Below are 13,102 nucleotides of genomic sequence, written 5' to 3'. Positions count from 1 at the left end.
TCCGAAACGCAGGGCTTAGCATCGGCGGGTGATCATCTGGCTCAACGGTACCCATGGCGCGGGCAAGACGACGACCAGCGCACTCGTGCAGCAACTGATCCCGGACTCACGGGTGTTCGACGCCGAGAAGGTCGGCGAGACGCTCATGGACATCACGCCGGGCCTGCCCGAGACGGACAACTTCCAGCACTGGCCGCCGTGGCGCCCGCTCGTGGTCGAGACCGCGCGCCGGGTGCTGGACTACACCGGCGGCACGCTGGTCGTCCCCATGACCGTCCTGGTCGAGGAGTACTGGCGCGAGATCAGCGACGGCCTGGCGCAACACGCCATCCCCGTACGGCACTTCGTCCTCCACGCGGACCGGGCGACCTTGCGCGGGCGCATCGCGGGGGACGTCGTGGTCGGCCCCGACTCCCCGTTCAGGCTCCGCCACCTGGAGCCGTACGCGGAGGCGGCGCGCACCTGGCTGCACGCCGAGGCCGAGGTCGTGGACACCACGCACCTGGCGCCCGCCGAGGTGGCGCAGCGGATCGCGCAGGCCCTCAGGGGCTGAGGGCCTCCCGCTCGGCGTTGGCGACGACGGCGGTCATCGTCTCCAGGAAGCGGCGGACCGTCTCCAGCTCGGACGCGTCGAACTCGCCCATGGCGGCGACCAGTTCGGCGATCAGTCCACCGAAGAAGCCCTGGCCGAGGTCCATCGCCCGCTGTTCGACGGTGAGGCGTACGCGGCGGCGGTCCTCGGGGTCGCGGTCGCGGCGGACGAGGGCGAGGCGTTCCAGGCGGTCGACCAGGGCCGTGGTGCCGGCGGAGTTGAGGTGCAGGGCTTCGCCGAGGCGCCCGGGGGTGACGACCCGGCCCGCGCGGGCGGCGTCCAGGAGGTGGATCAGGGCGCGCAGGTCGGTGGGGTGGAGGGCGTTGCGGGAGGCGAACTCGGCGCCGAACAGGTCGAGTTCGACGGTGAGTGCGCGCATCAGGTGGACCAGCCGCATCGGGTCCGTCGGCTCGGGCCGTGGTGGGGCTTCGGGCATCCTCTACTCCGTCTCCGGGCATGCGTGTGCCACTATTCTCTCGCTGAGCGAGATACGTGTTTCACGAGATACTTGTTCCGCGAGTGATCCCATCATGCCCTGATGCTTCGCTGTGGAGGTCCACCCATGCCGGCCCCATCCTCCTTCCTCGCCGCCTACGACGCCCTGCTCGCCCGCTGGCCCCTCCCGGTCGAGGCGATCGACGTCCGCACCGCCCACGGCACCACCCGGATCAACGCCTGCGGCCCCGGCGACGGCCGCCCGCTCGTGCTCCTCCACGGCGGCGGCGCCACCTCCGCGATGTGGTTCGCCAACGCCGGCGCCTGGGCCCGGGCCGGCCACCGCGTCCTCGCCGTCGACCTCATCGGCGACCCCGGGCGCAGCCTCCACGACGGCGACCGGCTCGCCGGCGTCCCCGGGCTGCTCGGCTGGCTCGACGCCGTCCTCGATCAACTCGGCGTCCCCGAAGCCGACTTCTGCGCCCACTCCTACGGCGCCTGGATCGCCCTCACCTACGCCCTGCACGCGCCCGCCCGCGTCCGGCGGCTCGCCCTGCTCGACCCCACCCAGTGCTTCGCCGGCTTCCGCCCCGGCTACCTGCTGCACGCCCTGCCGCTCTTCCTCCCCGGCCGCACCCCCGCCCGGGCCCGCACCTACCTGGACTGGGAGTCCGGCGGCGGCGACCGCCTCGACCCCGACTGGCGCGAGCTGTACGCCCTCGGGTACGCCGACTTCCCCGCCTCCCGCGTCGTCACCGGCCCCCGACCGGCCGCGGCCCGCCTCGGCGCCCCCGCGCTCGCCCTGTTCGCCGAACACAGCCGCACCCACGACTCCCACCGCGTCGCCGCCGCGGCCCGCACCGCCCTGCCGGAGGCCACCGTCGCCGTCGTCCCCGGTGCGGCGCACCACAACCTGCCGATGGCCGCGGCGGCGGAGGTCAACGAGCGGGTGGCCGCCTTCCTGGCGGTCGGCCGTTAGGCCCTGGGCCTGTCGTCCCGCACGGCTGACCTACTGCCAGGCGACCAGCCGCAGTTCACTCATCACCTTGGGGCTGTGCGCCGGGACGGCGGCGATCTTCCTGGGCGTGGCGCCGGGGGTGAGGTCCAGGCGGTAGAGCTCGGCGACGTCCCGGCCCTGGAGGGACACGAAGGCCAGCGACTTCCGGTCCGGGGAGGGAACGACCGCGGTGTTGTCGCGGTCGCTCTCGGGCACCAGCGGCTCGACCTGCTGCACGGCGTCGAACGAGTCCGAGAGCACCACCCGCGAGATGCCCCTGCCGACGCAGAGGAGGCTGTGGTCGTCGATCCAGAACTTCGGGACGCACTCGGGCACCTTGTCACCCCCGGCCAGTGACTTCTTGCCGATGCCGGAGCCGTGCGGGCCGAAGAGCGAGGGCTCGACGTACTCGTCGTTGCCGTCGTACGGGCCGGCGTCCTTGAGCCAGATCCCGGTGACGGAACTGCCCCCGACGGCCGCGGCCGTGCCGGACGGGTTGATCGTCACGTCCTTGAAGTCGGCCCCCAGCGGCAGCCGCGACCACGGCTGCTCCCCGGCGAGCACGAACCCCCAACTGTGCGAGGCCCCACGGTCGGTGGCGGCGGCACCCGGCTGCCCGAGGTCGCGGCTCATCATGTGCCGGTCGCGGGTCTCGTACCAGAGCGTCGACGTGCCGCTCCGGAAGGCGGGCGCACGGTCCTTGGGCGCGGTCGTGAACGCGTCGGCCGACGGGGCGCCGACCGGCAGGGCCGGCGGCTTGAGCGAGAACGCGACCGCCGAACCGTCCAGGCTCCCCGCGGACTGCTGCGCCGACTGCTGCGCCGGCGGCAGCGTGCCGGCCACCAGCGTGAAGTCCTTGTCGAACGCCTGCCGCACCGCGCCCGGGACGGTGGTGCGGCCGGACGGCGTGGAGTCGCACAGGACGCGGGCGTCCGCCCCCGGCGGCAGCACCGACACCGTGCGCGCCACCTCCTGGCCGTCCGTCACGGAGTACGAGGCGAGCGTCAGCTGCTGGGAGTTGGGCGCACCGCTCCTGCCGGGCTGCAGGTCGCACCAGGACACGGTGACCGTGCCCGGCGAGCCGAGGGCCTTCGCCGCGGCGGGCGCCGTCCCCGCCGGGGCACCCGTCGAGGACGCGCCGGCGTCCTGCGACCCCTTGGTGTCACCGCCGCCGCAACCGGCGACCGTCAGTGCGAGCACGGCCGCGACCGCGGCCCCGCCGAAGTTTCGAGCATGCCTGCGCATGGGTCCCCCACCCCTGTGAATGATCAACGGCTGGGCACGGTACCAGACTCCGGATCACCTCCCCGGGCCCGCAGGGCCGGTACCGTTCGTACATGACCGGTGACTTCCTCGTGGTGACCACCACCCACGACGACGAGGCCAAGGCCCGCGACCTCGCCGCCGCGCTCGTGCGCGAGCGCCTCGCGGCCTGCGCGCAGGTGTACCCCGTCCGCTCCGTCTACTGGTGGGACGGCGAGGTCCAGGACACCGCCGAATGGCGCCTGGACCTCAAGACCCGCGCCGACCTCGCCGACCGACTCACCGCCCGCATCGCCGAGTTGCACACCTACGACACCCCCGAGGTCCTCGCCCTCCCGGTCACCACCGGCTCCGCCGCCTACCTGGCCTGGATCGCCGCCGAGACGCGTGAGGCGTGAGGCGTGAGATGTGAGGCGTGAGGTGTGACGTTCGGCGCGGGGCTCCGACGACGGGACGGCGGCCGGTGCTCACCCGGCGCCCAGCGCCTTGCCGTAGACCGCCGAGGTGCGGCGGACCGTCATGCCCACCCGCTGGTAGAGGGAGAGCGCGCCGGTCTCCGAGTGCGTCCACAGGGTGCAGGTGCGGTGGCCCCGGCGGTAGAAGGCGCGGAAGGACTCCTGGAGGAGCATGCGGGCGATGCCGCGGTTGCGGTGGTCCCTGCGGACCGCGACCCGCTCGACGTAGCCCTCGTCGGTGCCCGGAACGTCCAGGGACAGCACCGCGCCGACCATCTCGTCCCCGGCGAACGCCACCGGGGAGAACTCCGGGGCGAACGTGTCGAGTTCGACCGTGTGCCGGGCCCACTCCTCGTACGGCTTGCGCCGCTTCTGCCACTCGCCGAACGCGTCCTCGGTGAGCCGGTACGCGGCCCGCTCGTCGCCGGGCCGGAAGCTGCGCAGGGTGATCCCGGGCGGCGGGCCCGGCACCACCGGCTCCTCGGGCATCGCGATCTCCAGCAGCCACTGGGCGACGAACGGCTCGTACCCGCGCGAGCGCAGCAGTTCCACCGCCGCCCGGTCGCCGTCCGACACCGTCTGGCTGAGCCGCTCGCCGCCCGCCCGGCGCGCCCGCGCCTCCGCCCAGTCGAGGAGGGCAGCGCCCAGCCCCTTCCCCCGGTGGCCCGGGTGCACGTCCACCTCGCTGCGCCGCCCGCCGTGCACCCAGGCCCGCCCCGCGAGGCGCTCGGCCGCGTCGTACACCAGCAGCGTGTCGACGGCCGGGTCCAGCCCGGGTAGGGCGAGGTCGGCGGCGATGCGGTCGGGCTCGGTCTCGGGACGCCCCAGGGCCGCACGCTCGCAGGCGGCCACCAGGTCGTGGATCGCGCGGGCGTCGGCGACGGTCGCCGCCCGCGAGCGGTAGGAGGCCGGGAACGACGGGGCGGCCGGGGACGACGGGGAGGACGGATCAGCCATGATCCGACTCTCCGCCACCCGGCCACGCCCTGTCGACCGGAATGCGTGATCGGAACGGTCGCCCGTTCCACCGCATCGGCGGCGTCACCTACGCCGCACCCACGTTCACCTCGTTCCGCGGCCGGCTCTGGACCTGGCACACCGGACAGAACGGCGACATCCGGGGCCAGACCCTCGCCGACCCCGGCGAGCCCAACCACCATCGCTGGCGCTGGAGTTCGGCCATCCCGTTCCGCACGCAGAACATCGGCGGCTCCGGCTCGGCCGTCCGCCCGACAACCGCCTGACCTACGCCGCCGAGTCCACCGCCCCCCAGGGCGTGCCCCGCGGCAACAACGTCATCAGCCCGTCCGCCCCGCGCGTCGACTCCGATCCCGACGGCGTCGGCCTCACCATCCGAGGCGGCAACTTCTACGACATCCAGGGCAACCACTACCGGAACGACATCATCTACTACATCACCGACTACTACGGCTGAAGCCGGGCGGTGGCCCAGTCACCTCATGGGAAATTGGCCCGTGAAACCGGGCCAATCTCCCACTACCGTAGGCACAATGACAACAAGATCCACCGCCCCCGACCAGGCCGTGACCCTCGCCGACGCCCCCACGCGCCAGGCCCGCAACTCCGCCGCCTTCTGGGCCGCCACGGGCCTCAGCCGGGGACACCAGGTCATCCGGCGCCGAGGATTCCTCGCGGTCGAGGGCGATGAGCGCGCCGGCACCCGCATCCTCGTCCAGGAACCCGACCTGACCCCCGACGAACTCGCCGAGCTGACCGACCTGGTCCGCCGCGCGGCCGGCCCGGTCACCGCCGAGGACCCGTACAGCTCCACCGACCTCAACCACCTGCCGATGCGCAACTGGCAGATGCCGATCATGCTGCGCCTCCCCGCGCCCGTCGCCGCCCCCGCCCTGGACGTCGTCCGCGCCCGGAAGCCCGAGGACCTCGAGGCCGCCGAACGGGTCGTGATCGACAGCTTCGACCTGGACGGCTTCCAGCCCCACCGCGGCGGCGAGCTCTTCCCGCGGGCGCTCGTCGAACAGCCCGGCGTCGACGTCTTCCTCGCCTCGATCGACGGCGCCCCGGCAGGCGCCTGCATCAGCGTCGTCGCCGACGGCATCGGCAGCCACTACTGGGTCGGCACCTCCTCCGCCTTCCGCTCCCGCGGCGCGGGCCGCGCCGTCATGCTCGGCGCCCTCGCCCACATGGCGGACCACCCCGCCACCCTCACCGCCTCCAAGCTGGGCCGCCCCCTCTACGAGTCCCTGGGCTACGAACTCGCCTCCCCCTCCACCTGGTGGGCCTCCCTGCGCGATGCGTGACCGTGTGCGCGGGAAGTCGGCCCGGCCGACTTCCCGCGCCGAGGCCATCAGATCGCCCGGGCCGGGTCGTCGAGCCAGGCGTGCCAGCCGTCCGGCGTGACGGTCAGCCCGAGGCGCTCGATCCCGGGTTCGCCCGTCCCGTGCCACCAGGTGAGGGTCCGCTCGAAGTCGTCCCACAGGCGGGGGTGGTGAGGGAGTAGAGCCACAGGGTGCGGGCGCCGTCCGCGGCTGGACGGCGTGGGTGACGTCGCGCAGGCGCAGGCCGGCCGCGAACGGGAACGGGAACGGGTCGAACCTGCCATGGGGCGGCAGGACGGCGGTGGTGGTGTGCCCGGCGACGGTGCCGCCGGCGGCGGGGTTCTGCGGCCACCGCAGGCGTTGGGCGCGCATCTTCATGAACTCCACCGGCTGGAGGAACGGGCCGGTGGCGGTGCCGTCGCCGCGGACGGTGAGGCGGACCACGGCGTCGGCGTTGGAGTAGTGGGTGCCGAACGGCGCGCAGCCCGAAGGTGGCGGTGATCCGGTCGTACGGCGCGCCGGCCTTCCAGCCGAGCGCGCCGTCCGCGCACACGACGGTCGGCCGGTGACCGGCCGCGTGCAGGGCGGCCCGGGCCCGGGCGGAGATCCGCGGGTCGATCTCGACCGTGGTCACGTTCGCGTCGCCGAGCCGGTGGCCGAGTAGCGCGGCGTTCCACCCGGTGCCGGTGCCGGTGCCCAGCTCCAGTACCCGCATTCCCGGCTCGGCCCGCAGGTCGTCCAGCATCGAGGCGACCAGCGAGGGCATCGAGGCCGAACTGGTCGGTACCGAGCCGGGCTCGGTGCCCTGGCGCTCGCCGTCGTCCCATTGGGTGACGATCGGAATGTCCGCAGCGGCCGCAGTGAGCCAGCCCCGCTCGTCCTCGGTCCGGTCGACGGCCCGGCTGGTCCCGGTGGTCATGTCGTGCGCCCAGACCAGGTCCGGAAGGAAGAGGGCGCGTGGAACGGCATCGAAGGCCGGGGCCCATGCGTCGGCGACGGGGAAGGGCCGCCCCGGCTGCTCGGGCGGCGCGAGCGTCACTTGCGGTGTCCTCCGTCGTCACCCGAGCCTGCGGTGGAGTGGCCTGCCTGTGACCGTACCCGTTGGGCTTCCCTTACCTCCTGGCGTTGGTATCACGGTCGGCCCGTGCAGGGCAGGGCCGTTGCGTGGGAAGTCGGTGTGGCCGACTTCCCACGCAACGGGCCTTCTGCGCTGCTACATCCTCAGACGAACGTCGCCGAGCTCGTCGTCCAACTTCGAGCTCCTATCCTCCTGCGCATGAGTAACAGCGCGGAGAACTCCCGGTCAACGCCGCTCCACTCGGTGTCCGTCGCCGGGGTGGTGGTGCGGGAGGACGGCCGTGTGTTGGCGATTCGGCGGGCTGACAACGGGACTTGGGAGCCGCCGGGTGGCGTCCTGGAGCTGGATGAGTCCGTCGAGGACGGGGTGTGCCGCGAGGTCTACGAGGAGACCGGGATCAAGGTCGGCGTCGAGCGGCTGACCGGCGTCTACAAGAACGTGAGTCGGGGGATCGTCGCCCTCGTCTTTCGTTGCCGACCGGAGAACGAGGCGATGCGCCTCTCGACGGAGTCGGTCGAGGTCGCCTGGCTCACGCCGGAGGAGGTCTCCGATCGCATGGCCGAGGTCTATGCGGTACGTGTCCTGGACGGGCTGCGGGATGACGCCGCACCGAGTGTGCGGACGCATGACGGCCGGCACCTGCTGTAACGGCGGGGCCTCTTCGTTGCTACTTCCTCGCGTTGGTGCGGCGGGTGGGTTCTGCCGTGGTGGGGTCTTCGGGCCAGGGGTGGCGGGGGTAGCGGCCTCGCAGGTCTGCGCGGACGGCTTTGTAGCCGGTGTGCCAGAAGGAGGCGAGGTCGCTGGTCACGGCTGTGGGGCGGCCGGCGGGGGAGAGGAGGTGGATGGTGAGGGGGACTCGTCCGCCTGCCAAGGCCGGGGTGGTGGTCCAGCCGAAGAGTTCTTGCAGCTTCACTGCCAGGACCGGGGGGTTGGTGGTGTAGTCGATGCGGATCTTGGAGCCGGTGGGGACGGTGATGCGTTCCGGGGCCAACTCGTCCAGGCGGCCTGCTTCTCCGGTGGCCCAGGGGAGGAGGCGTTGGAGGGCGGACGTGGTGTCTATGCGGGTGAGGTCGGAGCGGCGGCGGGCGCGCGATAGCTCGGGTTCGAGCCACTCGTCGGCGCGGGCCAGCAGCGAAGCGTCGGAGACGTCGGGCCACGGGTCGCCGAGGGCGGTGTGGAGGAACGCCAGGCGCTCGCGGAGGTTGGTGGGGAAGGTGAGGAGGGTGCTGACGCCTTCGCGGGTGAGGCCGTCGAGCAACGCGGCGCGGATGAGGGTGGGGGCGGGGCGGCCCAGCGGGGACGCGGAGAGTTCGACGGCGCCCAGGGAGTCGACCTGCCGTGAGACGACGTCCCCGCGCCGGGTGTCCCAGTGGACTTCCTCGCGGGTGGTGAGCAGCGGCGCCCCCGCGAGGCGGGCGGTGTCCTCGTCGAGGGCTGCCGCGTGGCGGATGCGGGCGGACGGGGATCCTGCCGGGCGGTCGGCGACGGCTACGGCGAGCCAGGGGAGGGCGCCGAGGCGGGTGTCCGGGGGGAGTTCGGCGGCGGTGCCGGAGGCCATGAGGTACGGGCTGCGCTCGCCGGGGGCGGGCTTGTCGACGCGGGCGCGGGCGATGCGTTCGGGGAAGGCGAGGGCTACGACCAGGCCGGCGGCGGTGGGGTCGGGGAGAGAAGTGGCAGGCGAGGAGTCGGTGGCGCGCTCGAGGCGGCGGACTTCGTCGCGCCAGCGGCCCGCATAGGGGTCGTTGGAGGAGCGGACCGTACGCCAGACCGCCCCGAGGTCGTCGCCGAGGGCGCGCGGGGGTTCCTCGGAGAGGAGCGCGACGACTTCGGCGGCGCGGCGGGAACCGACGGCGGGGGCTCCGTCGAGCAGGGCACGGGCGAGGCGGGGGTGCAGCCCCGTACGGGCGAGGCGGGTGCCGCGTGCGGTGGCCCGCCCGTCGGGGGAGACGGCGCCGAGGGCGATGAGGGTTTGCCGGGCGGCGGCCATGGCTCCGGCGGGCGGGGCGTCGGGCAGGGCGAGGCCCGTGGCGTCGGGGTCGCCCCAGCAGGCGGCCTGGAGGGCGAAGGAGGTGAGGTCGGCGAGGGCGATCTCGGGTGTGGGGAAGCGGGCGGCGCGGGCGTCCTCGGCCTCGTGCCAGCAGCGGTAGACCGTGCCGGGGGCCTCGCGTCCGGCGCGGCCCGCGCGTTGGCGGGCGGCGGCGAGGGAGGCGCGGACGGTGACGAGGGCGGAGAGGCCGCGCGCGTGGTCGGTGCGCGGCTCGCGGGCGAGTCCGGCGTCGACGACGACCCTCACGCCCGGGACGGTGAGGGAGGACTCGGCAACGGCGGTGGACAGGACGACCCGTCGGGAGGGCGAGGGGGCGAGGGCGGCGTCCTGGACGGACTGGGGTGCTCGGCCGTGGAGTTGGAGGACGTCGACGGGCAGGTCGGACAGCTGCCCGGCGACGCGGGCGATCTCGCCGACGCCGGGGAGGAAGCAGAGGACGTCGCCGTCGCGTTCGCCCAGCGCCCGCCGCACCACCGAGGCGACGTGGTCGAGCAGCGCGAAGTCCACCCGCGTCCCGTGCGCGGGCCGCACCGCACGCGGCGGCGGTGCCCACACCACGTCCACCGGGTGGGACACCCCGTGCGCCTCCACCACCGGTGCCCCGCCGAGCAGTTCGGCCCAGGCGGCGGTGTCGGAGGTCGCCGAGGCGCAGACCAGCCGCAGTTCGGGCCGCAGCGCCGCCCGTACGTCGAGGAGGAAGGCGAGCGCGGTGTCGGCGTCGAGGTGGCGTTCGTGGCACTCGTCGAGGACGACGACGTCGACGCCCGGCAACTCCTGGTCCCGCTGCAGCCGTTGCAGCAGGACGCCCGTCGTGACCACCTCGATGACGGTCGAGGGTCCGACCTTACGGTCCCCGCGCACGGTGTACCCGACCTCGCGCCCGACGGAGGAGCCGAGCAGCCAGGCCATCCGCCGGGCGGCGGCCCGGACGGCGAGGCGGCGCGGTTCGGCGACGAGCACGCGCCGTACGACCCCGGACGGGAGCAGCCCCGCCAGGGCCAGCGGCACCAGCGTGGTCTTCCCCGTCCCCGGCGGCGCCGCGAGTACGGCGACGCCGCGCGAGTCCAGCGCCTCGTGCAGCGCGGGCAGGGCGTCGCGGACGGGCAGTGAGCGCCACGCAGGGTTCACGGACGCTCCGCCACGAAGATCGCCGTCCCCGGGATCAGCCGCCCGCGCAGCGGCGACCAGCCGCCCCACTCCTGCTCCAGCCCCTCCGGCCACTCCGGCTCGACCAGGTCGACCAGCCGGAACCCGGCGCCGACCAGCTCCCGTACCCGGTCCCCGACGGTGCGGTGGTGCTCGACGTAGCTGGCGCGCCCCTGCTCGTCCTCCTCCACGTACGGGGTGCGGTCGAAGTAGGAGGAGAGCGCCGTGAGCCCCTCGACCCCCGGCTCGTCGGGGAACGCCCACCGGATCGGGTGGGTCACGGAGAACACCCACCGCCCGCCGGGCCGCAGCACCCGGTGCACCTCGCGCATCAGGGCGGCGGTGTCGGCGCTGAACGGCACGGCCCCGTACGCGGAGCAGGCGATGTCGAACGAGGAGGCGGCGAAGGGCAGCACCGCCGCGTCGGCCTGGACGACCGCGACGGGCGTGGCGCCCCGCGCGAGGTCGATGCGCAGGGAGTGCTGGAGCTGCCGGTGGGAGATGTCGAGGGCGACGGGCCGCGCTCCCTGGGCGCGCAGCCACCGCGAGCACTGGGCGGCGCCGGCGCCGATCTCCAGGACGTCCCTGCCCTCGACGGGACCCAGCAGGTGCACGGAGGATTCGTCGAGGCCCTCGGGGCACCAGGTGAAGCGGTCGTCGCCGAGGAACTCCCCGTGCTCGTCCTGGTATTCGTCGGCGTTGCGGTCCCACCAGTGCCGGCTCGCGCGGCTGCTCTCACCGGTTCCGGCCTGCCGCCTTACCGCGTCGTCGCCGTCGTCGTCAAGATCGCGGAGCTCGGACGGGAGTTCGGACGGGAGTTCGGACTGGGGGGTGGTGGCCACGGTGATAATGCCCATCGCGTAGGGTGTGGTCTGCGGAAGCGCCGCTGCCGCGACCCGGCCCGTGAGGGCCGGAGTCCTGGTGGTGGCATCCGGGGAAGGGTCCCTCCAGGGCGTCGCCGCGAGGTGCGCCATCGGAGGATAAGACCTGATCCGTACCGGGCTCCACCGTCTTGCCGACCTTCGGCATTGACCGTGCCCGGCCGTCCCCGTATGCTACAAGTTGCGCTGCGGGCCTGCGCGCCTCGGACGGAGCAGGTCGCGCTCGCATTCTGTCGAAGACCCCACGGTCGCAAGACGGACGCCGGTTATCGCTATGGCGAAGACCCCGGTGCGCCGTTTTCTTGGCTGTCCGGCTTTCGGTGGGAGCGATACGGGCCCTCCGCGTGGCATTACCTACGACTTCATGTCCGTACCGGAGCCCTTTTCCTAATGACGAGCCCCACCGACTCCTCCCTCAGCACCACCCCGCAGGTCGCGGTCAACGACATCGGCGACGCGGAGGCGTTCCTCGCCGCCATCGACGAGACCATCAAGTACTTCAACGATGGCGACATCGTCGAGGGCGTCATCGTGAAGGTCGACCGTGACGAGGTCCTCCTCGACATCGGTTACAAGACCGAGGGCGTCATCCCGTCCCGCGAGCTCTCGATCAAGCACGACGTTGACCCGCACGAGGTCGTCGCCGTCGGTGACAACATCGAGGCCCTGGTTCTCCAGAAGGAGGACAAGGAGGGTCGTCTCATCCTGTCCAAGAAGCGCGCTCAGTACGAGCGTGCCTGGGGCACGATCGAGAAGATCAAGGAAGAGGACGGCATCGTCACCGGTACCGTCATCGAGGTCGTCAAGGGTGGTCTCATCCTCGACATCGGCCTCCGTGGCTTCCTGCCGGCCTCGCTCGTCGAGATGCGCCGCGTCCGCGACCTCCAGCCCTACGTGGGCAAGGAGCTCGAGGCCAAGATCATCGAGCTGGACAAGAACCGCAACAACGTGGTCCTGTCCCGCCGTGCCTGGCTGGAGCAGACCCAGAGCGAGGTCCGCCAGACCTTCCTCACCACCCTGCAGAAGGGCCAGGTGCGCTCCGGCGTCGTCTCCTCGATCGTCAACTTCGGTGCCTTCGTGGACCTGGGTGGCGTCGACGGCCTCGTGCACGTCTCCGAGCTGTCCTGGAAGCACATCGACCACCCGTCCGAGGTTGTCGAGGTCGGCCAGGAGGTCACCGTCGAGGTTCTCGACGTTGACATGGACCGCGAGCGCGTCTCCCTGTCGCTGAAGGCGACCCAGGAGGACCCGTGGCAGCAGTTCGCCCGTACCCACCAGATCGGCCAGGTCGTTCCGGGTAAGGTCACCAAGCTGGTTCCGTTCGGTGCGTTCGTCCGCGTGGACGAGGGCATCGAGGGTCTGGTCCACATCTCCGAGCTGGCCGAGCGCCACGTCGAGATCCCGGAGCAGGTCGTCCAGGTCGGCGACGAGATCTTCGTCAAGGTCATCGACATCGACCTCGAGCGTCGTCGCATCAGCCTGTCGCTCAAGCAGGCCAACGAGGCCCTGGGTGCCAACCCGGCCGAGGTCGAGTTCGACCCGACCCTGTACGGCATGGCCGCCTCGTACGACGACCAGGGCAACTACATCTACCCGGAGGGCTTCGACCCCGAGGCGAACGACTGGCTGCCCGGCTTCGAGAAGCAGCGTGAGGAGTGGGAGCGCCAGTACGCCGAGGCGCAGACCCGCTTCGAGCAGCACCAGGCCCAGGTCATCAAGAGCCGCGAGGCCGACGCCCAGGCCGCCGAGGAGGGTGGCGACGCCGTCGCCGCCGCCGCGGGTGGCTCGTACTCGTCCTCCAGCGACGAGGGTGCCGGCGCCCTGGCCTCCGACGAGGCCCTGGCCGCCCTGCGCGAGAAGCTGGCCGGCGGCCAGAGCTGAGGCTCTCGCTTCCCGCCCGCTGACAGC

The 13,102-nt window shown here is 72.9% G+C and carries 14 protein-coding genes and 1 pseudogene; 8 read left to right on the top strand and 7 right to left on the bottom strand.

Annotated features, from left to right (window positions below):
* Nucleotides 1-28 precede the first annotated feature (28 nt).
* Nucleotides 29-553, top strand: coding sequence for an AAA family ATPase (locus IH61_RS0112905; RefSeq protein WP_031068998.1), 525 nt, complete (start codon nt 29-31; stop codon nt 551-553).
* On the opposite strand, the gene IH61_RS0112900 is transcribed toward IH61_RS0112905, so the two are convergent.
* Entirely contained in the window at nt 543-1,028 is a 486-nt protein-coding gene (locus IH61_RS0112900; protein WP_234327159.1) for a MarR family transcriptional regulator, read from the bottom strand. The two genes, IH61_RS0112905 and IH61_RS0112900, sit on opposite strands and share 11 nt — an antisense overlap.
* A gap of 126 nt (nt 1,029-1,154) precedes the next feature.
* On the opposite strand from IH61_RS0112900, the gene IH61_RS0112895 reads away from it, so the two are divergent.
* Nucleotides 1,155-2,006, top strand: coding sequence for an alpha/beta fold hydrolase (locus tag IH61_RS0112895; protein ID WP_031068995.1), 852 nt, complete (start codon nt 1,155-1,157; stop codon nt 2,004-2,006).
* A 30-nt stretch (nt 2,007-2,036) separates the two neighbouring features.
* On the opposite strand, the gene IH61_RS0112890 is transcribed toward IH61_RS0112895, so the two are convergent.
* Nucleotides 2,037-3,269, bottom strand: coding sequence for a hypothetical protein (locus tag IH61_RS0112890; protein WP_158844950.1), 1,233 nt, complete (start codon nt 3,267-3,269; stop codon nt 2,037-2,039).
* Between the two features lie 92 nt (nt 3,270-3,361).
* On the opposite strand from IH61_RS0112890, the gene cutA reads away from it, so the two are divergent.
* The gene (cutA, locus tag IH61_RS0112885) at nt 3,362-3,685 is read left to right on the top strand and encodes a divalent-cation tolerance protein CutA (RefSeq protein WP_031068990.1); all 324 of its coding nucleotides are present in this window, start codon (nt 3,362-3,364) and stop codon (nt 3,683-3,685) included.
* 69 nt (nt 3,686-3,754) lie between these two features.
* Here cutA and IH61_RS0112880 read toward each other — a convergent pair whose 3' ends face one another.
* Nucleotides 3,755-4,699, bottom strand: a complete 945-nt coding sequence (locus IH61_RS0112880; RefSeq protein ID WP_031068989.1) for a GNAT family N-acetyltransferase — start codon at nt 4,697-4,699, stop codon at nt 3,755-3,757.
* 41 nt (nt 4,700-4,740) lie between these two features.
* Here IH61_RS0112880 and IH61_RS0112875 point away from each other — a divergent pair, with 41 nt between their 5' ends.
* The 3 genes from IH61_RS0112875 to IH61_RS0112865 all read left to right on the top strand — a co-directional run bounded on the left by IH61_RS0112875 (nt 4,741) and on the right by IH61_RS0112865 (nt 6,024).
* Nucleotides 4,741-4,986, top strand: coding sequence for a hypothetical protein (locus IH61_RS0112875; protein ID WP_031068987.1), 246 nt, complete (start codon nt 4,741-4,743; stop codon nt 4,984-4,986).
* A gap of 32 nt (nt 4,987-5,018) precedes the next feature.
* A complete protein-coding gene (locus tag IH61_RS46930) occupies nt 5,019-5,177 on the top strand; it encodes a hypothetical protein (protein WP_158844947.1) in 159 nt (52 codons plus the stop codon).
* A 76-nt stretch (nt 5,178-5,253) separates the two neighbouring features.
* Complete coding sequence (locus tag IH61_RS0112865) at nt 5,254-6,024, top strand: GNAT family N-acetyltransferase (protein WP_037972516.1); 771 nt, start codon at nt 5,254-5,256, stop codon at nt 6,022-6,024.
* Between the two features lie 47 nt (nt 6,025-6,071).
* Here IH61_RS0112865 and IH61_RS49940 read toward each other — a convergent pair whose 3' ends face one another.
* The gene (locus IH61_RS49940) at nt 6,072-6,230 is read right to left on the bottom strand and encodes a hypothetical protein (protein ID WP_324607598.1); all 159 of its coding nucleotides are present in this window, start codon (nt 6,228-6,230) and stop codon (nt 6,072-6,074) included.
* Nucleotides 6,231-6,556: 326 nt separating this feature from the next.
* Nucleotides 6,557-6,757: pseudogene (locus tag IH61_RS49935) on the bottom strand (methyltransferase domain-containing protein); the annotation flags it as partial.
* Between the two features lie 549 nt (nt 6,758-7,306).
* Here IH61_RS49935 and IH61_RS0112855 point away from each other — a divergent pair.
* Nucleotides 7,307-7,768 (top strand): NUDIX domain-containing protein, encoded by a 462-nt coding sequence (locus IH61_RS0112855; protein ID WP_031068983.1) that lies wholly within the window; start codon nt 7,307-7,309, stop codon nt 7,766-7,768.
* A gap of 19 nt (nt 7,769-7,787) precedes the next feature.
* Here the strand turns inward: IH61_RS0112855 and hrpB are convergent, their stop codons facing one another.
* Nucleotides 7,788-10,295 carry an ATP-dependent helicase HrpB gene (hrpB, locus tag IH61_RS0112850; RefSeq protein ID WP_031068982.1) on the bottom strand — a complete coding sequence of 836 codons (2,508 nt, stop codon included), beginning with the start codon at nt 10,293-10,295 and terminating at the stop codon, nt 7,788-7,790.
* Nucleotides 10,292-11,170 carry a class I SAM-dependent methyltransferase gene (locus IH61_RS0112845; protein ID WP_031068980.1) on the bottom strand — a complete coding sequence of 293 codons (879 nt, stop codon included), beginning with the start codon at nt 11,168-11,170 and terminating at the stop codon, nt 10,292-10,294. The genes hrpB and IH61_RS0112845 overlap by 4 nt, the downstream gene beginning before the upstream one ends.
* 414 nt (nt 11,171-11,584) lie before the next feature.
* On the opposite strand from IH61_RS0112845, the gene rpsA reads away from it, so the two are divergent.
* Nucleotides 11,585-13,075: a 30S ribosomal protein S1 gene (gene rpsA, locus IH61_RS0112840; RefSeq protein ID WP_031068978.1), complete on the top strand. Its 1,491-nt coding sequence runs from the start codon at nt 11,585-11,587 to the stop codon at nt 13,073-13,075.
* Nucleotides 13,076-13,102: the final 27 nt, after the last annotated feature.

This window comes from Streptomyces sp. NRRL WC-3742 (assembly GCF_000720635.1).
GTDB lineage: Bacteria > Actinomycetota > Actinomycetes > Streptomycetales > Streptomycetaceae > Kitasatospora.
This window is presented reverse-complemented; position numbering and strand designations above follow the sequence as displayed.

Excerpts from the sequence above, each read along its gene's own strand:
- IH61_RS0112900 (WP_234327159.1), bottom strand. The coding sequence starts at position 1,028 with ATGCCCGAAGCCCCACCACGGCCCGAGCCGACGGACCCGATGCGGCTG.
- IH61_RS0112895 (WP_031068995.1), top strand. The coding sequence starts at position 1,155 with ATGCCGGCCCCATCCTCCTTCCTCGCCGCCTACGACGCCCTGCTCGCC.
- IH61_RS0112890 (WP_158844950.1), bottom strand. The coding sequence starts at position 3,269 with ATGCGCAGGCATGCTCGAAACTTCGGCGGGGCCGCGGTCGCGGCCGTG.
- cutA (WP_031068990.1), top strand. The coding sequence starts at position 3,362 with ATGACCGGTGACTTCCTCGTGGTGACCACCACCCACGACGACGAGGCC.
- IH61_RS0112880 (WP_031068989.1), bottom strand. The coding sequence starts at position 4,699 with ATGGCTGATCCGTCCTCCCCGTCGTCCCCGGCCGCCCCGTCGTTCCCG.
- IH61_RS0112875 (WP_031068987.1), top strand. The coding sequence starts at position 4,741 with ATGCGTGATCGGAACGGTCGCCCGTTCCACCGCATCGGCGGCGTCACC.
- IH61_RS0112865 (WP_037972516.1), top strand. The coding sequence starts at position 5,254 with ATGACAACAAGATCCACCGCCCCCGACCAGGCCGTGACCCTCGCCGAC.
- IH61_RS0112845 (WP_031068980.1), bottom strand. The coding sequence starts at position 11,170 with ATGGGCATTATCACCGTGGCCACCACCCCCCAGTCCGAACTCCCGTCC.
- rpsA (WP_031068978.1), top strand. The coding sequence starts at position 11,585 with ATGACGAGCCCCACCGACTCCTCCCTCAGCACCACCCCGCAGGTCGCG.